The organism is Alcaligenes parafaecalis, assembly GCF_026344135.1.
Classification (GTDB): Bacteria; Pseudomonadota; Gammaproteobacteria; order Burkholderiales; family Burkholderiaceae_B; genus Alcaligenes; species Alcaligenes parafaecalis.
The window spans coordinates 897,840-921,214 of sequence record NZ_JAPKNA010000001.1 but is presented as its reverse complement, the minus strand read 5'-3'; the positions used below and the strand labels follow the sequence as shown (position 1 = coordinate 921,214).

Genomic DNA, 23,375 nt, shown 5'->3' with positions numbered 1-23,375 from the left:
ACAGGCGATAATACGTCTAGTCATTCATCCCTGAAACTACGGAGGTCCTTGGGGAATGTTAGAACTGGGCGTCAATATCGATCATGTGGCGACGCTGCGCCAGCAGCGTCTGACCACATACCCTGATCCAATTCAGGCCGCTTTGCGAGCAGAAGAAGCCGGAGCGGACCTGATCACCTTACATCTGCGTGAAGACCGGCGTCATATTCAGGATGCCGACGTCGAGGCCATGCGCCCCGTGCTGCGTACCCGGATGAATCTGGAATGCGCCATCACCACCGAAATGCTGAACATCGCTTGCCGGATCAAACCGGACGATGTCTGCCTGGTTCCCGAACACCGTGCCGAACTGACCACCGAAGGTGGGTTGGATGTGGTCGGTCGTCTGGATCAGGTCAAAGCGGCAGTGCAGCAACTGCAGGACGCAGGCATTCGTGTGTCGCTTTTCATTGATGCCGACCCCGCTCAAATTCAGGCGGCCAGCCAAGTTGGCGCAACCGTGATTGAACTGCATACCGGCACCTATGCGGACGCTCAAACGCCCGAGCAAGCCGCTAGCGAACTGGAACGCATCCGTGCGGGTATCGCCCAGGGTGTGTCGCAAGGTTTGCGTGTGAATGCCGGTCATGGCCTGCATTACGGCAACGTACAGGCAATTGCCGCCTTGCCGGGTTTGGCAGAGCTGAATATTGGCCACGCTATTGTTGCCCAGGCCGTTTTTGACGGTTGGGAAAAAGCCGTGCGCGATATGAAAGCCCTGCTGGTGCAAGCGGGCGCTCCTGCTCAAGCCTGACTGAGCCCTGCCTTTCAGGGCAGGGCACTCTTAACCGATTCTGGAAATACGATGAGTACCATTGATTCTTTATTGTCCCGTCGCTCCATCAAGCTGGTGCAAGGCCCCGGCCCGAGCGAGCAAGAGCTGGATCTGATTTTGCGCGCCGCCATGTGCGCTCCTGATCATGGCCGTTTGCAGCCATGGCGCTTTTGCCTGATTCGCGGTGAGAACGTGCAGGCATTGGGCGAGCTGGCCATTGCCGCTAACGAACGTGCTGGTAATCCTTTGACCGAGCAGAAAGCCGCCAGCGTTCGCGCCTGGTTGTCCAAAGTGCCCATGCTGATTGCTGTGGCCAGCCACATCGATCATGGCGAAGAAAAAATTCCAGAACTGGAACGTGTTCTGGCAACGGGTGCGGCCGTCAGCAATATGCTGCATGCAGCCCATCAACTGGGTTTTGGCGCTTTCTGGAGCACCGGCCTGGGTACCTACGGCGAAGAAGTCCCTGAAGCCTTAGGTTTTGATTCTCTGGATTACCAGTTTCTGGGCTTTGTGTCGGTGGGCACACCGATTCATAAATTAGGCCCTGCGCAGCGCCCTGAGCCTCAACAGTTCCTGACTGAGTGGCAAGCTGCCTGAGCCAAGCTGATGATGAACTGGCTCTGAGATAGTGCTGGTTACCTGGCACACCCTGGAGGGTGATTGCTGTGGAATGTTTTAAAAAGCCTGAATCCTTTCTGGATTCAGGCTTTTTTTGTGTCCTAGGGTTTGTACTGATAGGCATGAACCTAGCCCCGCTTTTATCATTATTCCATACATTAGAATGACATTCCGATTAACGGAATATCTACAGGAAAATGATGAAACGAGTCAGCACACAGCACCTGATGCTTCCCGATGGGGCCGAACTACATTACGTAGAAATTGGGCAGCCCAGCGCATCTCGTCCATCCGTGCTCATGCTGCACTCCCTGTTTTTCAATGGCGGCATGTTCCTGCCCGTGATCCAGGCGCTGCAAAACGAATGGCACATTATTTGCCCGGATCATCGTAATCAGGGTTTGAGCACCGCAGGCCAGAAACCCGCCACCATGCATCAGTTGGCACAGGACTACGCGTTCCTCGCTCAGGTGCTGCAGCTTTCTTCTCTGCATGTAGTGGGCAGCTCGATGGGAGGTTATGTGGCTCAGGAGCTGATGCAGTGTGCTCCTCAGCAGGTTCGTTCTGCCGTCCTGTCTTGCTGCACCTCAATGGCTGAACAGCAGAAAGAGCGTTTCGATCAACTGGAAGCGCAACTGCGTCGTGATGGCGGTGCGCCCTATGTGTCGGCCTTGATGCAAACCATGTTTGGGGACGCCTTTCTGGCCAGCACAGACCTTGCCACTCAGGCTCAGCAGGAGCAGTGGCGCGACTACTTCGCACACTTGCCCCCCAGTATTGCCGACTCAGTCAATGGTGTGTTTGCCCGTCCTGACTATCAGCCTTTTTTGGCAGGCAACACCACCCCTCATTTGTTGATCAGCGGCGCTTTGGACAGAGCCAAAAAGCCTGCTGATATGGAGCATATGCACAGCTTGCTTCCAGACAGCACACATACGGTATTTGAGCAGTCCGGCCATACGGCGCCGGTTGAAGTGCCCGAGGCCTTCGCACTGCAAATTGAGAATTTTTGGAATCAAGTTAATTAATGCTGCAAGGATTAATTCATGCCAGTTACTGAATCTACTGAGCTGCCGACGGCCATGGCGTTCGGTGCACATGCACAGCCGATACGCGATATTGCCTCAGACCAGGCGAGCCAGTTTGTTGTTGAAGATGGCGCCGTCTTATTGCGTGGCAGCCAGAGCCGTTCCAGCGGCAGTCAGGCTTTTCCTGTCCGTGCAGTCTGCATGGAAACAGGTGCCCGTGACATGCAGGACATGTTTTTTGGCCCGTTTGGAAAGCTCTACAGTTTTTCCACCATTTACGTTTCTGCGTCGCGCCCCACGCCTTACACCTTGGGATATGTGGATTTTCCTAACGGGGTGCGTGTTTTGGCACACGTACGTTGTGAAGACGTGAGTGCCTTGTATTGCGATATGCCTGTCAGCACCGCCACGGATGGCAATGACTGGTTTGTAACTCCTATGTCGGCGGAGAAGTAAGGTGAGTGAAGCGTATGTAGTCGGCGCGGCCATGATTCCCATGGCTCGTCATAAAGAATCCAGCTATACCGGTTTGGCCTTGCCTGCCATCCTGAACGCGATGGCCAGTGCTGGTGTACAGGCTCAGGATATTGATGCTGTTGTTTGCGGCCACGCCTTTGGCGGCATGTTGACGGGACAGCGCCTGGTCAAGGAAATCGGTATTGGCACGGTGCCCGTCGTCAATTGCGATAACGCCTGCTCGGGTGGGGCCACGGCCATTCACTTGGCGTGGAAAGATATCCAGGCTGGCCGACACGACGTCGTGCTGGTGATCGGTGTGGACAAGCTCACGCAGTTTGGCGGAGGCACCTTGCCTTTGGTGCAGGAAGATCCCGAAGTCCAGCAAGGTTTGGTGATGCCTGCGGTATATGGCATGCGTGCTCGTCGTTACCTGCATGAACGCAATCTGGGGCCAGAAGTTCTGGCACAGGTCTCCATCAAGGCTCGCACACACAGCAAACATAATCCCTATGCACAGTATCGCGATCCGCTGACGGTGGAGCAGGTGCTGGCATCCCGTCCTATTTGTGATCCGCTGACCTTGCTGCAATGTTGCCCTACGGGTGATGGCGCGGCAGCCTTGATCATGGTGTCCGAGCGTGCCTTGAAACGCTTGCAGAAACCTGCCATGCGTGTCGCTGCGTCCGTGCTGCATTCCGGTCAGGCGACCAGCGGCTTTCGCGATATGACCCGTCCCGAGATTTCAGCGGAATCTGCCCGCGACGCCTACAAGATGGCGGGGATCACCGCCCAGGATCTGGATGCGGTTGAGCTGCATGACGCGTTTACAATCGCCGAACTTATTTATTACGAAGCACTAGGTTTGTGTGAGGTCGGGCAGTCCGCTCAGTTTCTGCTGGATGGCCGCAGTACCTACGGCGGTGACGTGGTGGTGAACCCCAGTGGCGGTTTGCTGGCCAAGGGTCACCCAGTGGGAGCAAGCGGTGTGGCCCAAGCCGTGGAAATGTACTGGCAACTGACACACCAGGCCGGAGAACGTCAGGTTCCTGATGCTCGCTACGCCATGACTCACGTCACGGGTGGCGGTATTGCGGGCCTTGATCATGGTGCTTGTGCAATCCATATTTTTGAAGCCCAGATATGACCACACAAAACACGTCCACCTCTACTAGTTCAACCGGAACCGTAAGCCGCGCGCTTCAGCTATTGGCTGTCTTGGCCGAGTCCAACGGCCCGGTAACCGTCAAGCAAGTGTCCGAGCAAATGGGCCTGGCCCCTTCAACGGCTCACCGCTTGCTGAATCTGCTGCGCAAAGATGATTTTGTTGCGGTGGTCAGTGGTGGCAGTGGTTTGTACAGCATTGGGCCTGAATTTTATCGAGTAGCGGCGCAAGTCATGAGCGCTGAATCCAAGCCTGCATTGGCACAAAACTCTCTGGACGAGATTGCTTCCGAGTTCAACGAGACCGTTCTGTTTGGCACGTATGCCGTCAGCGAGTCGGCCATGAGTTTTGCCGCCATCGCACGGGGCGAGCACAAGCTGCAATATCAGATTGATTTGCACAAGCCCATGTCCCTGGTATGGGGCGCATCTGGCAAGGCTATTTTGGCGTATCTGGATCAGGACACGATAGAGCGTGTGTATGCCAAGGCTGAAACCTCTCCAGCACAAGATGCACCTTTGCCTGCTTTGGAGTCGCTCCTGGCAGAGCTGAGCGAAGTGCGCCAGAACGGTTATGCCCACAGCATGAGCGAGAAGTTGCCCGATGCACGCGGGGTTGCTGCACCTGTCTTTGATAACCACGGCATTGTGGGCTGTATTTGTTTGACCATGCCCACCACCCGTGTGCCCAGTGCAGGTTTGAGCGCCATTACCGCTGCCGTTATTCATCATGCCGAAAAACTGTCCGAGATGTTCGGATACCGACATAGAAAAACCAAATTATGAGTCATACCGCTACCGCGCAGCCCCTGGCAGGCTATAAGGTCATCGACCTCACTACCTTTTTGTCCGGTCCCTTTTGTACGCAAGTGCTGGGGGATCTGGGGGCTGAAGTGGTCAAGATCGAGGCACCGGAAGGTGACTCCAGTCGCAGTATTCCTCCCCATTTTGTGGGTGAGGATAGTGCTTACTATCTGAGTATCAACCGCAATAAAAGCAGTTTGGCGGTAAATCTGAAAACCGCCGAAGGGCTGGATCTGGTTCGACAACTGATCCTGAAAGCGGATGTGGTTGTGGAAAACTACCGCCCCGGCGTGGCAGCCCGTCTGGGCCTGGATCCGCAGGCCCTGTGTGAAGAGCATCCCGGTCTGGTCTGGGCGTCCATTAGTGGTTTTGGACAAACCGGCCCGGATCGCGACAAACCTGCTTACGACATGATTGTGCAAGCCTTGTCAGGCGTCATGAGCCTGACGGGTGAAGAGGGCAGACCTGCCGTACGTTTGGGCATTCCAGCCGGTGATACGGTGGCTGGCTTGTACGCGACTATCGCCATCAATGCCGCCCTGGCCGACAGGGAACGTACTGGTAAGGGTCGGATTGTGGATGTGGCGATGCTGGATTGCCAGTTAGCCATGCTGTCTTATCAAAGTGCTTACGCCTTGATTGCGGACGTGACGCCTGCTCCCCAAGGGGCCAAGCATGATTCTATTCCTACCTATCGCTCTTTCCGAGGTGGGGATGGCCGCGAGTTTGTAGTGACGGCCAATACCGAGAGAATGTGGCAAGGCTTGTGCCGTGTGCTGGGCCTGGAGTCGCTGATTGACGATGAGCGCTTTCAGAATGGCGCCAGCCGTCTGAAAAACAAACAGGCCTTGTGGGAGCTGCTTGAAAGCGCTTTCGCGACCCAGGCGGCTGCGCATTGGATTCCATTATTGGAAGAGCATAGCGTGCCGGTTGCCCTGATCCAGTCCGTTCCAGAGGCATTGGCACATGCACGCGATTCAGAGCGCAGCATGATTCTGGCCCTTCAAAATGAAGACCACAGCATTGAGGTGGTTGGAAACCCCATCAAATTCGTGGGCGCTGATGCTGCTCCATCCCGGTTCCCGCCCAAGAAGGGCGAGGATGATGCGCGCGTGTTGGGTGAGTGGTTAAGCCTGTCTGCTGAAGCCGTGTCGTCTTTACAAAGTAAAGGCGTGTTGTTGAACAGCACGTGCAGCCAAGCATGACGACCCCATTGGCCAGGCTTCATTACCCAAGCTCTTTGCTCGTTGCAGAGACGGGCGCGAGCCGTGATGAGTGTGTCATTGCCTTGCACTCCATCGGAGTCGATGCGTGCTCCTTTGACGCACTGTTCAGCTACTTGGCTGCCGATTACCCGTGTCTGAGCTACGACCTGCGAGGTCATGGCTCGGCCGCCGCGCTATCGCATTTCGACCTGGATACCTTGGTGGACGATGCCGTCAAGGTGGTGGAGTCCTGCCGTTTTGACAAGGTTCATTTGCTGGGACATTCGATTGGCGGGGTGATTGCAGCGCTGGCAGCGGCCAGGCTGGCTGATCGTCCCACTAAAACGGTGCAAAGCCTGAGCATTATCGCCAGCCCGCCGATGGGCTTGGCGGTATTTGGTGAGCGTGCCCAGGCCATGCAGCATGAAAGTCGTCAAACCATTGTAGAGACCACCATGCAGCGCTGGTTTGGTGGGCTGGAGACCAGCCCTGAGCTAGCCCAAGCCATGCAGTACGCAGAGCAACAGCTCAGCCTGGTTCCGGTGGAGACATTGCTGAGCAGTTGGCAAACTCTTGCCCAGTTTTCCGGGTACGGCGACCTGGCGGCGCACTTGCCGGCCACTTTGCTGCTGACGGGCAGCCAGGATCTGTCTACCCCCGCCAGTGCCATGCAGATCATCCTGGATGCTTTGCACAAGGCGGGCAAGACACAGACCGCGCTACACATTATTGATGGGGGAGGGCACATGTTGCCACTGACCCCGCCCGATACCTTGATTGACTTGCTATTGGCGCATTTCAAGGCATCCGGCACCACTCATTTTCGCTAGGAACGCTTATGTCAGACTTTACAGGCCGAATCGTTGTTGTCACAGGTGCCGCCGCAGGCATAGGCCAGGCTGTATGCCAGCACCTGCTGGAGCTGGGCGCTATCGTTGGCGGTATTGACCGTCAGCCTGAGGGCATCCCGGAAGGGGCTACGGCTTTGATTGCCGATGTGACCGATCAGGAATCCTTGAATCGGGCACTGGCCGGGTTCGCCCAGGAACAAGGTCGTATTGATGTCTTGGTCAACAACGCCGGTGTGAGCTTTGTGGGCACGATAGAAGATGGCAGTGACGAAGACTGGCTGCGCATTCTTAACATCAACGTGCTGGGCTATATGCGTAGTACGCGTGCGTGTTTGCCGTATTTGCGTCAGTCGAAAAATGCCGTGATCGTCAATATGTCTTCCTGCACCGCGATCAATGGCTTGCCCGAGCGTGCGCTGTATTCAGCCAGCAAAGGGGCGATCCAGTCCATGACGCTGGCCATGTCCGCCGATTTGATTGCCGAGCAGATTCGTGTAGTGGGCATTGCCCCCGCCACCGTAGACACCCCCTTCATGACCGAGCTGGCCAATCGCACTAGCGATCCGGTGGCCAAGCGCAATGAGTTTCACCGTCGCCAACCCACCGGGCAAATGGTTCAGCCCGAAGAGGTTGCTCGCCTGGTTGCCCACGTCGCCCATCCGGGTGCGCTGTCTTACACCGGCACCATCATCAATATTGATGGTGGTATGGCTACCTTGCGTATGCCTGCCTGAACACATTCATACCCATATCAATAAGGAACTATCGTGAGATTTGAAAATAAAACAGTGATTATCACCGGAGCAGGCCAAGGGATTGGTCGTGCCTACGCGCAAGAATTTGCCAAGGCAGGTGCTGCGGTGGTGGTGGCTGATTTGAACATCGAAAAAGCACAGGCTGTTGCCGCAGAAATTCAGGCAGAAAATGGTCAGGCACTGGCCGTCAAAGTTGATGTGTCGGACGACAATAGCACGGCCGAGATGGTTGCGCAGGCAGTCAAAGCCTTTGGCACGGTGGACGTGCTGATTAACAATGCGGCCGTTTTCTCGACCCTGAAAATGAAGCCATTTGAAGAAATCGACGCAGACGAGTGGGACTTTGTGATGGGCGTGAATGCCCGTGGTGTCTTTAACTGCATCAAGGCGGTATCGCCCTTCATGAAGCAACAGCAAAGCGGCAAGATCATCAATATTTCTTCCAGCGTTGTGGTGACGGGCCGTGCGAATTACGCGCACTACGTGGCCTCCAAAGGGGCGGTTGTTGCCTTGACCCGCGCCCTGGCCACCGAGCTGGGTGAGTACTGCATCAACGTCAATGCCATCAGCCCGCACGGCATCGTGACTGAAGTCCCACGCGACACCATTCGTCCAGAGCAATGGGACGCCATCATCGCTGCCCAAACCCTGAAACGCAAAGGGGATGTCAGCGACATGATCGGCGCCACCATGTTCCTGGCTTCTGATGAAAGCAAATACATCACTGGTCAGACACTGAACGTGGATGCTGGTCTGCGTTTTAACTAATCCCACTTAGCAAGAGGCTTCCAAGCATGAGTGCACATAACTTCACCATCACCCGTTCTTCCAACCGCAAACACCTTATCGCTGTGATTGATGGCCCGAACATGTCGAGCCTAGGTAAGCGCAGCAAAAAAGTCTATGGAAACATCCAGTCCCTGGACGAGCTCAAGGAGTGCGTGCGCAACTTTGGTGAGCAGTTGGGTGTAGAGGTAGAGAATTTTTCGTCCAATCACATGGGCGATATTTTGGAATACATCCACGAGTCCGCTCATCGGGTGGATGGCTACCTGATCAATCCCGCTGGCCTGACCACGATTGGGGAAGGCGTGCGTCATGCCCTGGAAGACACTGAGCTGCCCGTGATGGAAGTTCACTTCTCGAACATTGCTGCCAGTGCAGGCGCTGCCCGTGGTTTGGGTGGTGGCAGCATTCAGTCCAGTTTCACCCATACCGCTACTGGCATTTGCATGGGCATGCGCCATTACAGCTATCTGGCTGCCTTGACCGCCATGACCCTGGCTCTGGATGATCAGAGCTTCCTGGGTCGCCCTTCCGGTCAGTAGTCCACCTCTTTTCATATAACGATTAATACGGAGGAAGACATGAAAAAGTTTTCTCTACTCGCTACCGTTTTTGCCGCTGTTGGCTTGTTCAGCAGTGTTGCCGCTCAGGCAGAAATCAAACCCGTTACGCTGAAGTTTGCGCATATTTATGCCGTCCAGGATCATTGGGGGCAAACAGCAGAGCGCTTTAAAGCCGCTGTTGAAGAGCGTTCGGGCGGGAAAATCAAGATCAATATCGACGCCAATGGTTTGACTGGTGACTGGCCTCAGTCCATTGAAGGCCTGCGCATGGGCACTAATCACATCGTGCTGCAAAGTGTGGGGGCCTTGGATCGCTACGCAAAATCGGCCGGTGTCGAAGCCTACCCCTACCTGATTCGCGATATGGATCACTACCGTGCGGTTTATACCGGCCCAGTCGGCCAGGAGCTGTATGACCAGATTGCCAAGGAAAGCGGGTTCAAGCTGGTGGGGGCGGCCTACCGCGGCGCTCGTTACCTGACATCGAACCGTGTGATTCAAAACCCGGATGATTTGCACGGTTTGAAAATGCGTGTCCCTCCACTGCGCATGTATCGCAGCACCTGGACCACGCTGGGTGCCAGCCCGGTACCTATGGGCATGGCCGAGCTGTTCACTTCCTTGCAGCACGGCATGATTGATGGCCAGGAAAACCCCCTGGAAGTGATCAAGAACGTCAATCTGTTCGAGGTGCAAAAGAACGTGGCTGAAACTCAGCACACCATCGGTGCCATGACCTTGATCTACTCGGACGCCTACTTCAAGAAACTCCCTGAAGAAACACGCCAGATTCTGCAGGAAGAGGGCGAGCGTGTCATGAAGGAAGCCACGGATCGCATGATCGTGGAAGAAGAAAACATGAAGCAGTTCCTGATCGGAAAAGGCATGGCATTTAACGCCGTTGATCGCGAAGCCTTTGCGACCAAGATTAAAGCCATGGATGCAGAGTTCCCCGAGCTGCAGGTTTGGCTGGATAAAATCCGCGCCGTTCAATAATGAAAAAATCGGGACATGTGTCACCCGCATGTCCCGACCCCACAGGTAAAAGTTATGACAACTAACAACGTACCGACCAAAACAGAAAATTGGGCCGATAAAAGCGCGTCTGTTATTGAAAAGGCGCTGGACTGGATTATCGGCAGCATGATGTTTGTGATGTGTGCGGTTATTGCATGGCAGATCTTCTCTCGCTACGTCCTGAAAGATATGTCCTCCTGGAGTGAGGAAGTCGCTCGCTTCTTGATGGTGTGGATTTCCTTGCTGGGCAGTGCGGCTGTCTTGCGCCGTAGTGGTCATGTCACGGTCACGATTTTGCTGGATCACATTTCAAGCAAGCTGAAACGACGCGTCTTGATTATTCGCGACCTGCTGATGCTGGCGACCTTGCTCTGCATCACATACTACGGTTGGGAATTTGCGCAAATCAATGCGGTTCAGCTCTCGGCAGCGATGGATATCCCCATGTCCTGGGTCTATGCGTCCCTGTGGCTGGGAATGGGCTTGTGCGTAGTGATTTTGCTGTTAATCCGCTTGGGTAGTCAGCCTGATTGGACATCCGGCAGTACCGACGAGCATCCCTAAGTACGGAAAACACTTTTTATGATCACCGTAACCTTAATTACCCTTCTGACGCTCATTCTCATGCTGATTGGCATGCCGATCGGCTTTGCCATCACGGCGGGCGTTCTGGCTGCTTTGGTAGCACTGGGTGATATCAGCTTGATGGCGGTTCCCCAGCAATTGTTCAGCGGGCTGGACAGTTTTTCCTTGCTGGCCATTCCGTTCTTTGTATTGGCCGGTAGCCTGATGACCTCCGGTGGCCTGACCAGCCGCTTGCTGGATTTTGCCAATGCCTTGTTGGGCCGTTTCAAAGGTGGCCTGGCCATGAGCGGTGTGCTGGCCTCGGGCATGTTTGCCGGTATCTCCGGCTCGGCCGTCGCGGACACCAGCGCTTTGGGCCGCATCATGATTCCCGCCATGATCCGCTCTGGCTATCCCCCCGGTTTTGCAGGCGGCGTCATTGCAGCCGCGAACGTGGTGGCTCCCATCATTCCGCCTTCCATCCCGTTTATTGTGGTGGCCGTACTGACAGGCCAGTCCATCACGACCTTGTTCTTGGCTGGTGTGGTACCAGGCGTTCTTTATATGCTGTCCATGCTGGTGATGAGCTGGTGGATCAGCAAGCGCAATAATTTCCCAACACAAGGCAAAGCCTCGGGCCGGGAAATCTGGATTACCTTTAAAAACTCGGCCTTCGCCTTGTTGCTGCCAGTCTTTATTCTGGGTGGCATTCGCAGCGGTATTTTCAACATTACCGAAGCGGCCATCATGGCTGTGATTTATGCCTTGGTCGTCGGGACGCTGATTTACCGTCAGATCACCTGGAAAATCTTTGTAGATAGCCTGGTTGGCGCAGCCCATACCACCGCTGTGATCATGATCATCGTTGCAGCAGCGCGTGTCTTTAGCTGGCTGCTGGCGTACGTCAGTATTCCCGAAGCCATTTCCGCTTTCGTTTTGGAAAACATCAGCAACCCGCTTGTTTTCCTGCTGTTCGTCAATGTGCTGTTGCTGATCGTGGGTATGTTCCTGGAAACCAATGCCGCCCTGGTGATGTTGATTCCTGTGCTCTATCCCATTGCGATGAAGCTGGGGATCGATCCGACTCACTTTACCGTGGTGGCCGTCGTGAACCTGTGTATTGGTCTGATTACACCGCCAGCCGGTTTGTGCCTGAATATTTCGTCCTTGCTGGCTCGTATCTCGTTGGAGCGTGGTGTGGTGGGGATTGCTCCCTTCCTGTTCACGGCCTTGCTGGTACTCGTCATCTTGACCCTGTTCCCACAAGTGTCGGTGTGGCTGCCTAACTTGGTGGCTGGTTCCTAGCTATCTATCGATTGGCATCGTGCCGCTGCCTCTCAAGCCTTGTTGAAGGTTTGAGAGGCATTTTTTTTAGAGCCGTTCTGCTTCAAGAGATCTGGGGGGATGCCGACGAGTGCGGCCTGTGTCTGGATGAGCCTGCGCTCAGGCAGTTTTTTGTGCCGACCCGGAACAATGGCCGCCTTCCAAACCGTCCAGAATGGGGCAATCGGGCTGGTGGTCGCCCTGACATTGTTCGGCCAGCACCCGCAGTTTGGCCGCCATGTCCAGCAAGAGGGCAACGCGGCTTTCCAAGGCTTTGATATGGGCCTGCGCCAGTTGCTTGACTTCGCTGCTGGGGCGTTGCTGGTCGCGCCACAGGCTGGTCAGTTGCTGGATGTCTGCCAGATTGAACCCCAGCTCCTTGGCACGCACAATAAAGTGCAGGGTATCCAGGTCCTGGTCCTGGTAGACACGGTAACCATTGGGGGCACGGTCACTATTTAACAGTCCCAGATCTTCATAGTGCCGGATCATCTTGGGTGTCAGGCCGGTGATGCGGGCCGCTTCACTAATCAGCATGGGCTTTCCTCGGGCAGTACGTAGGGACTGCGTTATGATTGAAAAGGTCGATTCTGCACATTGTAGAACGGGTGCTCGGGTAGGTCATCAGGCCCCTGATTGCCTTAGTATGAATTCAAGGAGCGGTTATGAAAGAAATTCAGTGTGATGTTGCCGTGATTGGAGCGGGGACAGCGGGTATGACAGCGTATCGCACGGCCAAACGGGCCGGCAAGAGAACGCTGATGATCGAGTCGGGCCCTTACGGCACGATGTGCGCGCGGGTTGGCTGCATGCCCTCCAAGCTGCTGATTGCGGCTGCCGATGCGGCGCATCACGCGCGTCATACCGCTCCCTTTGGTGTGCATGTGGACGGCGATATTCGCATTGATGGCAAACAGGTCATGGACCGGGTGCGTCGTGAGCGTGATCGCTTTGTGCAGTTTGTCGTGGATGATGTGGAAGGCTTTGATGCCGAGGATAAAGTGCGTGGCCATGCCCGCTTTGTCTCCGAGCATGTGCTGGAGGTGGATGACCATACTCGTATCACCGCAAAGCACGTGATTATTGCCACAGGCTCCACGCCCGTGCGCCCCAAGGAGCTGGAGCCGCTGGGAGCCTTGCTGATCAATAACGAGGATGTTTTTGACTGGACGGATTTACCGGAAAGCGTGCTGGTTGTCGGTACGGGCGTGATTGGTCTGGAGCTGGGGCAGGCGCTGGCGCGTGTAGGGGTGAAAGTCTCCATTATCAACCGCAGCCAGAGTTTGGCTGGCTTGTCTGATCCTGAAGTACGAGAAGCAGGGCGTGCAATTTTCAGTCAGGAACTGAATATTCGTGCGGATGTGACCGTCCTGGGTAGCGAGGTCGTGGATGGTAAGGCACGTGTACGTCTGAAGGTAGACGGCAAGGAACTGGCCGAGGATTACGACTACGTGTTGGGTGCCGCCGGGCGCAGTCCGCAACTGGACAATCTGGGCTTGGAAAATACGCCAGCGCAGTGGGATAGCAAAGGGCGTGTGGTCTTTGACATGGACAGCCTGCAACTGAAAGGCACCTCCATTTATCTCGCGGGTGATGTGAACCAGCGTGCGCCTATCTTGCACGAGGCAGCGGATGATGGTCGTCTGGCCGCTTTGCAGGCCATCAGCAATGGCCAGGACGAGCCTATGGCGCGTCGTGCGCGCATGGCGGTGGTATTTAGTGATCCGCAGGTGGCTGTCGTTGGTACGCCCTTCAAATCACTGCCAGAAGGCGTGGTGACAGGGAGCGTGAACTTCGGCAATCAGGGCCGTGCTCGCGTGATGCTGGTTAACCGTGGTTTGCTGCATGTTTATGCGGACAAGGAGGGCAAGTTCCTGGGAGCCGAGATGGTCGGGCCTCAAGCCGAGCATATCGCCCACCTGTTGGCCTGGTCCTTGCAGATGGGGCTGACCCTGGATCAGATGTTGGCGATGCCGTTCTACCATCCGGTACTGGAAGAAGGTTTGCGTACGGCCTTGCGTCAGGCTCAATCTGCTTTGAAATCTTCCTGATGGATTTCTGACAGGCCGCAAAGCCTGTCAAAAAGCACCCGATCAGACTTGGTCGTCAGGGTGCTGCTTCAGGTCCATGATACGGCGGCCGAGCTGCTCGGCCCGCTCTTGCGACTCTATATTGGTAAAGCCCAACAAGAGGCCCGAGCCGCAAGCGGCTTCACTTGTCCAACGTGATAAGGCCTGCGCATAGATACCGTTCTGGCGCAGGCGATCGGCCAGTGCACGATCAGTGTGATGGCCTTGCATTCTGACCAATAGATGCATGCCACCCGGTTGCGGATCAATGGACATGCTGGCGCCAAACGCTTTGGATAATCCCGCTGCCGTGGCCTCTCGGCGCTCTGCATACAGCCTTCGCATGCGCTGAATGTGGCGTGCAAAATGCCCTTCGACCATGAAGGAGCTGAGCAAGGCTTGCGTCAGTCCTGGGATACCGTTGCCCAAAACCTGTTTGACGGCGTCAAATCGCTGAATCTGCGCTTCAGGAACCACCAGATAGGCCAGGCGAATGCCGGGAAACAGCAGCTTGCTGAAGGTGCCTGCGTAAATCACACGACCATGATGATCCAGGCTTTTCAAAGCGGGCAGAGGACGGCTGACATAGCGATATTCTCCGTCATAATCATCCTCCACGATCCAGCGTTGATTGCGCTCTGCCCACTCCAGTAAGGCTTGGCGTCGGGTCAGGGACAGCGTCACGCTAAGTGGGCTTTGGTGGGCGGGCGTCACGATTGCTGCGCTGGCCTGCGGTGCTTTTTGTATGCCCTCGGACACTCTTAAGCCTTGCTCATCAACGCCCACGGCCACCATGCTCAAACCCGAGTGCTGCAGTATTTCACGCGTTAATGGATAGCAGGGGTCTTCCACCCAGACTTGTTCATGGTTTTGCAAGAGTGCGTGGATGAACAGATGCAAGCTCTCTCGGTATCCCGAAGTAATGAATACCTGTGCAGGCGTGCATTGGATACCGCGCGCTACCTGCAAATGGGCGGCAATCGTGGCACGTAGTTCGGGCAAGCCATTTTGCGGTGGATAGGACAGGTCCGCAGCCTGCATGCTGCGCAAGTGTCTGGCGCCTAGACGCGCCCAGATCTTGCGGGGGAAAGCGTCCAGGGCGGGCAAGCCCATCTGGAACGGCATGGGCTCCTGCTCCTGATCCAGAGCCCTTGTGGACAGCGTAGTGGCAAGACGCGAGCTCGTTTCTGAGGGCCGGGCCTGCAATCCCGGAGTGACTACCGTGCCCGCTTGCCCCCGTGGCTGCACATAACCTTCAGCATGCAGCAAGGAGTAGGCCATCTCGACGGTGCCGCGCGCCACTCCTAACTCCGTTGCCAAGCCGCGTGCAGAGGGAATCCGGTCGCCCGGACTCAGTGTGCCTTGAATGATAGCGGTCCGGAAACGCTCATAAATCTGCTTGTACATGGGCTCATTACGGGAGCTGCTGAGCGCAAGGTGTTCATTAAATATAGGCAACATGGACTAGTTGAAAATCCAATTTATGGATCTTTGATTGTGTCATGAATTCACGCAAAATAGCCTCAGCGACTGCCAGTTGGGCAGAGATATTGAGGAGAAGGGTCTCGTGGCTATTTTGGAAATGCGCCATGTCGAAACCGCTCAGGAGCTCAGAGCGTGCTTCGCACTTATGCAGCAATTACGGCCTCATCTGCTGGATGCAGATGAGTTTGTTCGCCAAGTGGAGGATATGCGATCAGAACGCTACGCCTTGCTGGCGGTGTGGGAGGAGGGGGAGCCTATTGCTTTGGCTGGCTATCGCTATCAGCAAAATCTGATCTTCGGTCACTTTCTTTATGTGGACGATCTGGTCGTGAGCACAGAGAAGCGTAGCGCTGGTCATGGTGCTAGTCTGTTGCATAGGCTGGAGAGTCTGGCCCAGGAGGCAGGCTGCTCGCGCTTGGTATTGGATACCGGCCTGAATTTCGCACTCGCACAGCGGTTTTATTTTCGGCAAGGGATGCTGAGCGCTTCCTTGGGATTTAGCAAAGTGTTAGGTAAATAGATATCGTGACTATTCTTCGATTGGCTTGTAGCCCAAATGGCGTGCATTCGGAAAGCTTTCGCCTGTCGCAGTTCATTGTGGAGGCTTTGTCAAAATCCGACGCCGCCCTTGGCACAGAGATTCTTGAGATTGACGCGAATCGGCTCTCGCATGTGGACGCACCCTATGCTCGCGCCTTGGGTGGACCATGCGATCCTGAGGACGCTGAAGGCGGTTCTTTAGGGCGGTCAGATGACTTGATTCAGAGCTTGTCGGAAGCGGATTATGTGGTCATTGCCACGCCCATGCATAATTACACCGTTCCATCCGGCTTGAAATCCTGGATAGATCATGTTGTGCGGATTCGCCATACCTTTAGTGCCACGCCAGCAGGAAAAATCGGGAAGCTAGCGGACCGGCCTGTTTTTGTAGCCGTATCGTCGGGTGCCGTGTTTTCGGGCTCCCAGGCCCATCAGCCGGATTTCCTGACGCCTTATTTGAAAGCCGTGCTGGCTACGATTGGCTTTAAATGCATCACCTTTTTTTCGGTGCAAGGTAGTGCCAAAGACGAAGCGCTGGTGGAGGAAGCCAGGCTGGGAGCGCAGGCCGAGATTGCTGAGTATTTTATGAACTGGTCGGTCAAGGACGGAGTGGTTTCTTGAGTCGTACGGGCTGTTCCATGTCCTCGTGGTCAGTTAGCAAGATAGCCCATCTTATTTAATCAGGGAGCAAGAGATGACCCAACGAATTGATTATGCGCAGGTTGCGCCCGCTGGGACTAAAAGCCTGGGTTCGGTCTATGCCTACGTGCTGCAGTGTGGCTTGGATACCCAGTTTGTCGAATTGATTTTTCTGCGTATATCGCAGATCAATAATTGTGCTTATTGTCTGGACATGCACACCCGTGATCTTCTCAAGCATGGGGTGAAAGTTGAGAAGCTGGCTTTGCTGCAAGCCTGGGCCGAAGCGGGTTCTCTTTTTAGTGAGCGTGAACGTGCCGGGCTTGCCTGGGCCGAGAGCGTCACGAATGTGGCCTGCACGGGTGTGCCTGATCAGGATTATCAGGCGGCACGGGAGGTATTTAGCGAGAAAGAACTGGTGGATCTCACCATTGCTATCGGGCTGATGAATACCTATAACCGTTTGGCAATCAGCTTCAGAAATCCGCCTCAAGCGGTGAAAGAGCAGCAGGCTTAGGGCAGCAAGCTGCGTACCCCATCCGCCAGAACCTGCACCGACTCGGTATCCGGAGCCAGATAGCGCGCTCTACCTTGCTGGTCGAAAATGTACACGCCCCGGCTGTGCGATACCTCGTAGTTCTCGGGCGCTCTGGGGTCGGGTTTTTCAATCTGGAAGGCTACCCGGTAACGACGGGCCAGATCGGCAATCTGCTTTTCAGAGCCTGTCAGGCCTGTCGTGTGCTTGCCATCAAAGGCGGCCACATAACGGGCCAGGGAGTCGGGCGTATCGCGGTGGGGGTCAACGCTGACAAAGATGATGCGTACCTGCTCGGCATCGTTCCCCAGTTCTTCCATGACCAGGCCCAGTTGAGCCAAGGTGGTGGGGCAAATATCCGGGCAACTGGCATAGCCAAAGAACATCATGATGACTTTATCCTTGAAGTCATCCTGGGTGACGGTTTTGGGGCCAGCGGCTTGCAGGGAAAAACGCAGGTCGGGCAGGAAGCCACGTACGTGATGCAGATTGGCAGCGGCAGCACTGCCAAGCAGGAATAGCCCCAGCGCCAGGCTCAGACCACATTGTTTTAACAAGACAAGAATGGACTGAACGGGGCGGCTGGGTGTCATGGACGTCCTCTGGGTTCAGGCTGGCTCTGGAGTCAGGCCGCTGTGACGGAGCAGGGCGGTAATGGAAGGGTCGCGGCCACGGAAAGCACGGAAGGAGTCAGCCGCCGGGCGTTCGCCCCCTACGGACAGAATCTCGCGCCAGAAGCGATGCCCCGTATTGCTGTCGAGGGTATCACGCGCCCCATCCGAGTGGGTATAGGCTTTTTCCTCAAAGGCCGAGTAGGCATCGGCCGACAGGACCTCTGCCCACTTGTAGCTGTAGTAACCCGCACCATAGCCACCCGCAAACAAGTGCGAGAACTGATGCGGGAAGCGGTGCCATTCGGGTGGGAACAAGACGGCGACTTCCTGACGAACCTGGGACAGAATGTCCATCACATCGTCAATGCTCATGCCGCTGTCACGCGAATGGATCAGCATGTCGAACAGCGAAAATTCCAGTTGGCGCACCATTTGCATGCCGCTTTGGAAATTGCGAGCCAGATTCAGCTTGTTGTAGAGCGAGCGTGGCAGATGTTCGCCGGTTTCCACGTGGGCGGTCAGCATCTGAACGACGGGCCATTCCCAGCAGAAGTTTTCCATGAACTGCGAAGGCAGTTCGATGGCGTCCCATTCCACGGCGGAGAAGGCCGAGGCAGCCGGATCGTCTACACGCGAGAGCAGCGTGTGCAGGGCGTGGCCGGATTCGTGGAACAGGGTGATGACATCGTCATGCGTCAGCAGGGCGGGGCGACCGGGCTGGGGCTCGGCAAAGTTGCACACCAGGTAAGCGATAGGCAGACACAGCTCTTCACCCAGACGGCGACGGCTGCGTTCACTATCCACCCAGGCACCGCCTTGCTTGCCTTGGCGGGCGTGCAGGTCCATGTACAGATAGCCCAGCACCTTGCCATCCGAGGCAATCACTTCAAAAGGACGCACGGCAGGATGCCAGGCGGGGACGTCGGCGGCACGCAGCGTGACATCGAACAAACGCTGAATGACTTTGAACAGGCCGCTTAAGACAGCGGGCTCTGTGAAGTACTGTTTGACCTCGTCTTCCGAGTAGGCGTAGCGCTGTTCGCGCAAGCGCTCGGCACTGAAAGGGACATCCCAGGCTTGCAAGGTTTCCAGGCCCAGTTCTTTTTGAGCGAAGGCTTGCAGTTCGTCCAGATCCTGGCGGGCGTAGGGACGGGCTTTGGCGGCCAGATCGCGCAAGAAGCTCATCACCTGCTCAGGGGTGTCGGCCATGCGGGTTTCCAGACGCATATGGGCGTAGCTGGCAAATCCCAACAGGCTGGCTTCCTGGGCACGCAGGTCCAGCAGGGTTTCAATCGCCTGGGAGTTGTCGAATTGGGCATCGCCTTGTTCGGAGGCAATGGTGGTGTAGGCCCGGTACATCAGCTCACGCAAGGTTTGATTGCGAGCGTATTGCATGACAGGCAGGTAGCAAGGCATTTTCAGCGTCAGACGCCAGCCTTCCTCATCGTTTTCCTGTGCAGCACGTTGGGCAGCAGCCAGAACGTCGTCCGGGATACCGTCCAGCTCAGCCTTGTCCGTGACCAGGTAATGCCACTGGTCAATGGCATCGAGCACATGCTCGGAGAACTGCTGCGAGGTCTGAGCCAATTCTTCGGAAATACGGGCGTAGTCATCACGCGCCTGACCTTCCAGTTGTACGCCGCTCAGGCGGAAATCACGCAGGGCCAGGGTAATGATACGTTGGCGCTGGGGCGTCAGGGCGGCAAAGGCCGGACTGTTGGCCAGAGCCTGATAACGCAGGAACAAAGGACGGTTCAAGCCCACCCAGGTCGAGAACTCGCTCATGCGCGGCAGGCACTGGTTGTAGACCGTGCGCAGCTCGGGCGTATTGATGACCGAGTTCAGGTGACCGGCCACCGACCAGGCGCGATACAAGGTTTCGGTGGCGTCGGTGATGGGCTCGACGATGTTGTCCCAACTGGGTTCGCTATCGTCGTTGGAGACTGTGTCTACGGCTTGGCGGGCCAAGGCCAGCAGTTGGTCCACCGCCTGCTCGATGTGCTCGGGCTGGATGGCGGGATAGTCAATAAGGCTGTCGATAGGAACCAGTAAGGGATTTGTCGTCATAAACCGTTGATTAAATTAAAGACTGATATTGGCCGAACGTTCGGCCGCTTCCAAGGTGTTGACCAGCAGCATGGCAATGGTCATGGGGCCGACGCCACCGGGCACGGGCGTAATGGCCGAGGCCACTTCGCTGGCGCTGGCAAAGTCCACGTCACCACACAGCTTGCCGTCTGCACCACGGTTGATACCGACGTCGATCACGACGGCACCGGGCTTGACCATATCACCGGTAATGATGCCAGGGCGGCCTACGGCAGCGACCAGCACATCGGCGCGGCGGGTCTGAGCGGCCAGATCACGCGTTTTGGAATTACAGAGGGTGACGGTAGCGCCTGCAGCCAGCAAAAGCATGGCCATAGGTTTACCCACGATATTGCTGGCACCGACCACCACGGCTTCTGCGCCACGCAGTGCCACGTTTTCGGACTCCAGCATTTTCATGACGCCGTAGGGCGTGCAGGGGGCAAACAGCGGCTTGCCCGTCATGAGCATGCCCGCATTGCTGACGTGAAAACCGTCCACGTCCTTATGCGGCGCAATGGTTTCAATCACCTTGTGCTCGTCCAGGTGGGCGGGCAAGGGCAGTTGAACCAGAATGCCGTGTACCGAGCTGTCCTGATTCAAACGAGTAATCAGGGCCAGCAGCTTGGTTTCCGTGGTGTCGGCAGGCAGGCGGATGATTTCGGACTTCAGGCCAGCGGCTTCACATGCCAGGCCCTTGTTGCGTACATAAACCTGGGAGGCCGGATCTTCTCCGACCAGCACCACGGTCAAACCGGCCTGAATGCCGTGAGTTTGCTTCAGTTTGGCAACGCGTTCTGCAACTTCCGCCTTGATGGCGGTGGACAGCTTTTTTCCATCAATGATGCGAGCACTCATTTACGCGTCCTCGGACTTGGTGAGGGCGATTTTCATGAGGTCGGCAACCGTAGTGACTTCCAGTTTTTCCATGATATTGGCGCGATGCGCTTCGACAGTTTTAATGCTGATATTCAAGTCCCCAGCAATTTGCTTGTTCAGGCGGCCGGCCACAATACGCTCCAGCACTTGCTGCTCACGCGCGGTCAGGCGGCCCAGGACTTCTTGTTGATCTTTTTGCGCCTGCGCTTGCGAGGCACGAGCCGTAGCCTGGTCGATCATGCGGCTGACAATGGTGCGCAGATCGGCTTCGTTAAAGGGCTTTTCCAGAAAGTCGATGGCGCCTTTCTTCATGGTGCTCACGGCCATGGGAACATCGCCGTGGCCGGTAATGAACACAATCGGGATATTCGATTTGCGGGCAATCAAGGCTTCCTGAAGCTCCAGACCACTCATGCCGGGCATACGGACGTCCACAATCAGGACGGCCACTTGTGCCGGGTCGTAAGCGCCCAGAAACTCTTCGCCCGATGCAAAGCAGCGGACCCGGTAGCCGTTGGCTTCCAGTAGCCAGCGCAAGGAGTCCCGTACGGCTTCGTCGTCATCGACTACGTAAATGGTGCATGGCATTTGCGGGCTGGTCATTCGGGTATCTCCAGTTTGTTATCAAGGGTGTCCGCTACATCGGGTGCCGCACAAGGTAGACTGAAACGGAAAATCGTTCCACCCTCTGGATTGCCGACTGCCCACAGGCGGCCGTGGTGCGATTCAATAATTGTGCGACAGATATTCAGGCCCATCCCAAGGCCTTCGGACTTGGTACTGTAAAACGGTTCAAAGAGGCGCTCGGGGTCTTTCAAGCCATGACCGCGATCGATGACGGCCATCTCCAAAAGCGATTCTTGTTGGGTAATCACCAATTGAAGCACATGATGCTCGCTGTGTTCCATGGCTTCGATCCCATTTTTGAGCAGATTCAATAATACCTGTTCTATGAGAATGGGGTCGGCAATGACGTCAGGAACGGGATCCGGAATGCTCAATTCAATCTCGATCTGGCGCTTGCGGGCGTCGATTTCGGCAAAGCCGACGGCATTTTCCACAATACGCATGACCTTGACGCGAGTGCGGCGCGGTTCGCTACGTTTCACGAACTCACGAATGCGGCTAATGATCTTGCCTGCGCGTTCGGCCTGCTGAGCCGCTTTTTCCAGCGCGGCCAGCAAGGTCTCGGGCTGGTAGCGGCCAGACTTCAGCATGGCGACTGCACCCATGCTGTAGTTATTAATGGCTGTCAGCGGCTGATTCAGTTCGTGCGCCAGGGAAGAAGCCATTTCACCCATCGTGGTCAGGCGGCTGGTCAACTGCACTTTCTCTTGTTGAATCCGCGAGGCCTCTTCATGTTTGCGGCGGTCGGTAATGTCGCGTGCCACCTGCAGGCGTACACGACGGCCATCTGTCCAGGCCAGCATGCGGTGGTGGACCTCAAACCAGCGGGCGGCGGATTCGGAATAAATCTCTACGGTTTCGTCGGTGAAGCGGCCCAGGCGGCCCCCCAGCAATTCCGCGTGCCCATTGGACTGGGCGCCAAAGAAGCGACGATAGGTGCGGTTGGCAAACAGCAGCTCCAGGCCGTCGGAGGTGTCGGCCACGACAGAAATGGCATCGTCCAGGCCTTCCAGCACCGTCATGAAGCGTTCGTGCGCGGCGGTGAGGGCTTCGCGAATACGTTTGGGTTCGGTAATGTCCGTCATGGAGGTCATCCAGCCGATCTGCTCTCCATTAGGAGCACGCAGAGGCGAGACATACATACGGGCAGTAAAGCGCGAGCCATCACGGCGCTGTGCTTCCACTTCCAGACCGCTGCTGGGCGTGCGGCCGGACAGCAGGAGATCCAGGGTTTCCTGATGCTGCTGATGACGACCGGGTAACCAATAAGGGAAGGGGGCGGTACGACCGACCAGATCGGCCTCGTTCCAGCCAATCATTCTGCAAAACGCCGGGTTCACGTAGGCAATGCGGCCTTGCATGTCAAACACGCGCATCCCCGTGGACATGGAGTTTTCCATGGCACGCCGGAAACCGGTTTCGGCGGTCTGGGCCGCTTCGGCATGTGTACGGAAACGGGTATAGCGCCAGAGCGCCAGCAGGCTGACCACAATCACCAGGGACAGGGCCAGAATCACCATCATCAAGCGTTGCTGGCGTGTTTCCTGGTCGATGGTCACAAACATGACGCTATCGTTTTGCAGGCGCTGCAGCCACAGGAAAACGCCCATGACACAGAGGTAGAGAAACAGCACAACAACCGGTGTCAACCAATAGAATCCGCGGCGATTCTGCTTGGCCTGATCATAGAAGGTTGAAGGGATGAGAGACTTTTTGGGATGAGTGGCCATAACAGCAAGAAAAGAAGTATGGCTGGATTGTAATGTAGGGCTATTTTTTTTAGTGATATTTCGTATTATGAAAACACATACCATAAAATGAAATTTTGCTTGAGCGTTTGAGCGTTCTTTCCTAGAATGGTTTGGTGCAGGCGTACCCCGCCTAGAACGCTCACAGTCCGCAATACCCGCTTCGGTCAGGATCGCTTTACTACTTATTAGATGGGCGG

At 56.0% G+C, this 23,375-nt stretch carries 25 protein-coding genes; 18 read left to right on the top strand and 7 right to left on the bottom strand.

Annotation, left to right across the window (positions count from 1 at the left end):
• The first annotated feature begins 55 nt into the window (after window positions 1-55).
• From pdxJ to OSH09_RS04220, 14 genes are all read left to right on the top strand, one after another.
• Complete coding sequence (pdxJ, locus tag OSH09_RS04285) at window positions 56-793, top strand: pyridoxine 5'-phosphate synthase (RefSeq protein ID WP_207874922.1); 738 nt, start codon at window positions 56-58, stop codon at window positions 791-793.
• Window positions 794-844: 51 nt separating this feature from the next.
• The gene (locus OSH09_RS04280) at window positions 845-1,414 is read left to right on the top strand and encodes a nitroreductase family protein (protein WP_207874921.1); all 570 of its coding nucleotides are present in this window, start codon (window positions 845-847) and stop codon (window positions 1,412-1,414) included.
• A gap of 221 nt (window positions 1,415-1,635) precedes the next feature.
• Window positions 1,636-2,463, top strand: a complete 828-nt coding sequence (locus OSH09_RS04275; protein ID WP_266120266.1) for an alpha/beta fold hydrolase — start codon at window positions 1,636-1,638, stop codon at window positions 2,461-2,463.
• Window positions 2,464-2,481: 18 nt separating this feature from the next.
• Window positions 2,482-2,919 carry a Zn-ribbon domain-containing OB-fold protein gene (locus OSH09_RS04270; RefSeq protein WP_266120265.1) on the top strand — a complete coding sequence of 146 codons (438 nt, stop codon included), beginning with the start codon at window positions 2,482-2,484 and terminating at the stop codon, window positions 2,917-2,919.
• Window position 2,920: 1 nt separating this feature from the next.
• Window positions 2,921-4,066, top strand: coding sequence for a thiolase family protein (locus OSH09_RS04265; protein WP_162090416.1), 1,146 nt, complete (start codon window positions 2,921-2,923; stop codon window positions 4,064-4,066).
• Window positions 4,063-4,869 (top strand): IclR family transcriptional regulator, encoded by an 807-nt coding sequence (locus OSH09_RS04260; RefSeq protein ID WP_207874919.1) that lies wholly within the window; start codon window positions 4,063-4,065, stop codon window positions 4,867-4,869. Before OSH09_RS04265 ends, OSH09_RS04260 begins: the two co-directional genes overlap by 4 nt.
• The gene (locus tag OSH09_RS04255; protein WP_207874918.1) at window positions 4,866-6,092 is read left to right on the top strand and encodes a CaiB/BaiF CoA transferase family protein; all 1,227 of its coding nucleotides are present in this window, start codon (window positions 4,866-4,868) and stop codon (window positions 6,090-6,092) included. Before OSH09_RS04260 ends, OSH09_RS04255 begins: the two co-directional genes overlap by 4 nt.
• Window positions 6,089-6,922 carry an alpha/beta fold hydrolase gene (locus tag OSH09_RS04250; protein WP_266120264.1) on the top strand — a complete coding sequence of 278 codons (834 nt, stop codon included), beginning with the start codon at window positions 6,089-6,091 and terminating at the stop codon, window positions 6,920-6,922. The genes OSH09_RS04255 and OSH09_RS04250 overlap by 4 nt, the downstream gene beginning before the upstream one ends.
• An 8-nt stretch (window positions 6,923-6,930) precedes the next feature.
• Window positions 6,931-7,677, top strand: a complete 747-nt coding sequence (locus OSH09_RS04245; RefSeq protein ID WP_266120263.1) for an SDR family NAD(P)-dependent oxidoreductase — start codon at window positions 6,931-6,933, stop codon at window positions 7,675-7,677.
• A 33-nt stretch (window positions 7,678-7,710) separates the two neighbouring features.
• A complete protein-coding gene (locus OSH09_RS04240; protein WP_266120262.1) occupies window positions 7,711-8,466 on the top strand; it encodes an SDR family NAD(P)-dependent oxidoreductase in 756 nt (251 codons plus the stop codon).
• Between the two features lie 26 nt (window positions 8,467-8,492).
• On the top strand, window positions 8,493-9,026 hold the full coding sequence (locus tag OSH09_RS04235) for a type II 3-dehydroquinate dehydratase (protein ID WP_207874915.1): 534 nt from the start codon (window positions 8,493-8,495) through the stop codon (window positions 9,024-9,026).
• 39 nt (window positions 9,027-9,065) lie between these two features.
• A complete protein-coding gene (locus tag OSH09_RS04230) occupies window positions 9,066-10,043 on the top strand; it encodes a TRAP transporter substrate-binding protein (protein ID WP_266120261.1) in 978 nt (325 codons plus the stop codon).
• A gap of 54 nt (window positions 10,044-10,097) precedes the next feature.
• On the top strand, window positions 10,098-10,628 hold the full coding sequence (locus OSH09_RS04225; protein WP_207874913.1) for a TRAP transporter small permease: 531 nt from the start codon (window positions 10,098-10,100) through the stop codon (window positions 10,626-10,628).
• 18 nt (window positions 10,629-10,646) lie between these two features.
• Window positions 10,647-11,933: a TRAP transporter large permease gene (locus OSH09_RS04220; protein WP_207874912.1), complete on the top strand. Its 1,287-nt coding sequence runs from the start codon at window positions 10,647-10,649 to the stop codon at window positions 11,931-11,933.
• 138 nt (window positions 11,934-12,071) lie between these two features.
• Here OSH09_RS04220 and OSH09_RS04215 read toward each other — a convergent pair whose 3' ends face one another.
• The gene (locus OSH09_RS04215; RefSeq protein WP_266120260.1) at window positions 12,072-12,488 is read right to left on the bottom strand and encodes a MerR family transcriptional regulator; all 417 of its coding nucleotides are present in this window, start codon (window positions 12,486-12,488) and stop codon (window positions 12,072-12,074) included.
• A gap of 128 nt (window positions 12,489-12,616) precedes the next feature.
• Between OSH09_RS04215 and OSH09_RS04210 the strand changes: the two genes are divergently transcribed.
• On the top strand, window positions 12,617-14,002 hold the full coding sequence (locus tag OSH09_RS04210) for a dihydrolipoyl dehydrogenase (protein ID WP_266120259.1): 1,386 nt from the start codon (window positions 12,617-12,619) through the stop codon (window positions 14,000-14,002).
• A gap of 42 nt (window positions 14,003-14,044) precedes the next feature.
• On the opposite strand, the gene pdxR is transcribed toward OSH09_RS04210, so the two are convergent.
• Entirely contained in the window at window positions 14,045-15,481 is a 1,437-nt protein-coding gene (gene pdxR / locus OSH09_RS04205) for a MocR-like pyridoxine biosynthesis transcription factor PdxR (protein ID WP_266120258.1), read from the bottom strand.
• Window positions 15,482-15,587: 106 nt separating this feature from the next.
• On the opposite strand from pdxR, the gene OSH09_RS04200 reads away from it, so the two are divergent.
• From OSH09_RS04200 to OSH09_RS04190, 3 genes are all read left to right on the top strand, one after another.
• Window positions 15,588-16,025, top strand: a complete 438-nt coding sequence (locus OSH09_RS04200) for a GNAT family N-acetyltransferase (RefSeq protein WP_266120257.1) — start codon at window positions 15,588-15,590, stop codon at window positions 16,023-16,025.
• Between the two features lie 5 nt (window positions 16,026-16,030).
• On the top strand, window positions 16,031-16,666 hold the full coding sequence (locus tag OSH09_RS04195; protein ID WP_266120256.1) for an FMN-dependent NADH-azoreductase: 636 nt from the start codon (window positions 16,031-16,033) through the stop codon (window positions 16,664-16,666).
• A gap of 73 nt (window positions 16,667-16,739) precedes the next feature.
• A complete protein-coding gene (locus OSH09_RS04190; RefSeq protein ID WP_207874907.1) occupies window positions 16,740-17,201 on the top strand; it encodes a carboxymuconolactone decarboxylase family protein in 462 nt (153 codons plus the stop codon).
• Here OSH09_RS04190 and OSH09_RS04185 read toward each other — a convergent pair.
• Genes OSH09_RS04185 through OSH09_RS04165 form a run of 5 tightly spaced genes read right to left on the bottom strand, consistent with a single transcriptional unit; the run spans window position 17,198 to window position 23,157 of the window.
• Window positions 17,198-17,812, bottom strand: coding sequence for an SCO family protein (locus tag OSH09_RS04185; protein WP_266120255.1), 615 nt, complete (start codon window positions 17,810-17,812; stop codon window positions 17,198-17,200). The two genes, OSH09_RS04190 and OSH09_RS04185, sit on opposite strands and share 4 nt — an antisense overlap.
• 15 nt (window positions 17,813-17,827) lie before the next feature.
• Window positions 17,828-19,900: a M3 family metallopeptidase gene (locus tag OSH09_RS04180; protein WP_266120254.1), complete on the bottom strand. Its 2,073-nt coding sequence runs from the start codon at window positions 19,898-19,900 to the stop codon at window positions 17,828-17,830.
• A 15-nt stretch (window positions 19,901-19,915) separates the two neighbouring features.
• Window positions 19,916-20,779, bottom strand: coding sequence for a bifunctional methylenetetrahydrofolate dehydrogenase/methenyltetrahydrofolate cyclohydrolase FolD (gene folD, locus OSH09_RS04175; protein ID WP_207874904.1), 864 nt, complete (start codon window positions 20,777-20,779; stop codon window positions 19,916-19,918).
• Window positions 20,780-21,403 (bottom strand): response regulator transcription factor, encoded by a 624-nt coding sequence (locus OSH09_RS04170; protein WP_207874903.1) that lies wholly within the window; start codon window positions 21,401-21,403, stop codon window positions 20,780-20,782.
• Window positions 21,400-23,157 (bottom strand): PAS domain-containing sensor histidine kinase, encoded by a 1,758-nt coding sequence (locus tag OSH09_RS04165; RefSeq protein ID WP_207874902.1) that lies wholly within the window; start codon window positions 23,155-23,157, stop codon window positions 21,400-21,402. The genes OSH09_RS04170 and OSH09_RS04165 overlap by 4 nt, the downstream gene beginning before the upstream one ends.
• Between the last annotated feature and the right edge of the window lie 218 nt (window positions 23,158-23,375).

Coding starts and splice junctions, on each gene's coding strand:
- OSH09_RS04165 (WP_207874902.1), bottom strand. CDS start 23,157: ATGGCCACTCATCCCAAAAAGTCTCTCATCCCTTCAACCTTCTATGAT.
- OSH09_RS04255 (WP_207874918.1), top strand. CDS start 4,866: ATGAGTCATACCGCTACCGCGCAGCCCCTGGCAGGCTATAAGGTCATC.
- OSH09_RS04210 (WP_266120259.1), top strand. CDS start 12,617: ATGAAAGAAATTCAGTGTGATGTTGCCGTGATTGGAGCGGGGACAGCG.
- OSH09_RS04180 (WP_266120254.1), bottom strand. CDS start 19,900: ATGACGACAAATCCCTTACTGGTTCCTATCGACAGCCTTATTGACTAT.
- OSH09_RS04185 (WP_266120255.1), bottom strand. CDS start 17,812: ATGACACCCAGCCGCCCCGTTCAGTCCATTCTTGTCTTGTTAAAACAA.
- OSH09_RS04235 (WP_207874915.1), top strand. CDS start 8,493: ATGAGTGCACATAACTTCACCATCACCCGTTCTTCCAACCGCAAACAC.
- OSH09_RS04280 (WP_207874921.1), top strand. CDS start 845: ATGAGTACCATTGATTCTTTATTGTCCCGTCGCTCCATCAAGCTGGTG.
- OSH09_RS04245 (WP_266120263.1), top strand. CDS start 6,931: ATGTCAGACTTTACAGGCCGAATCGTTGTTGTCACAGGTGCCGCCGCA.
- OSH09_RS04225 (WP_207874913.1), top strand. CDS start 10,098: ATGACAACTAACAACGTACCGACCAAAACAGAAAATTGGGCCGATAAA.
- pdxR (WP_266120258.1), bottom strand. CDS start 15,481: ATGTTGCCTATATTTAATGAACACCTTGCGCTCAGCAGCTCCCGTAAT.
- OSH09_RS04250 (WP_266120264.1), top strand. CDS start 6,089: ATGACGACCCCATTGGCCAGGCTTCATTACCCAAGCTCTTTGCTCGTT.
- OSH09_RS04230 (WP_266120261.1), top strand. CDS start 9,066: ATGAAAAAGTTTTCTCTACTCGCTACCGTTTTTGCCGCTGTTGGCTTG.
- pdxJ (WP_207874922.1), top strand. CDS start 56: ATGTTAGAACTGGGCGTCAATATCGATCATGTGGCGACGCTGCGCCAG.
- OSH09_RS04190 (WP_207874907.1), top strand. CDS start 16,740: ATGACCCAACGAATTGATTATGCGCAGGTTGCGCCCGCTGGGACTAAA.
- OSH09_RS04215 (WP_266120260.1), bottom strand. CDS start 12,488: ATGCTGATTAGTGAAGCGGCCCGCATCACCGGCCTGACACCCAAGATG.
- OSH09_RS04170 (WP_207874903.1), bottom strand. CDS start 21,403: ATGACCAGCCCGCAAATGCCATGCACCATTTACGTAGTCGATGACGAC.
- OSH09_RS04270 (WP_266120265.1), top strand. CDS start 2,482: ATGCCAGTTACTGAATCTACTGAGCTGCCGACGGCCATGGCGTTCGGT.
- OSH09_RS04260 (WP_207874919.1), top strand. CDS start 4,063: ATGACCACACAAAACACGTCCACCTCTACTAGTTCAACCGGAACCGTA.
- OSH09_RS04275 (WP_266120266.1), top strand. CDS start 1,636: ATGAAACGAGTCAGCACACAGCACCTGATGCTTCCCGATGGGGCCGAA.
- folD (WP_207874904.1), bottom strand. CDS start 20,779: ATGAGTGCTCGCATCATTGATGGAAAAAAGCTGTCCACCGCCATCAAG.
- OSH09_RS04220 (WP_207874912.1), top strand. CDS start 10,647: ATGATCACCGTAACCTTAATTACCCTTCTGACGCTCATTCTCATGCTG.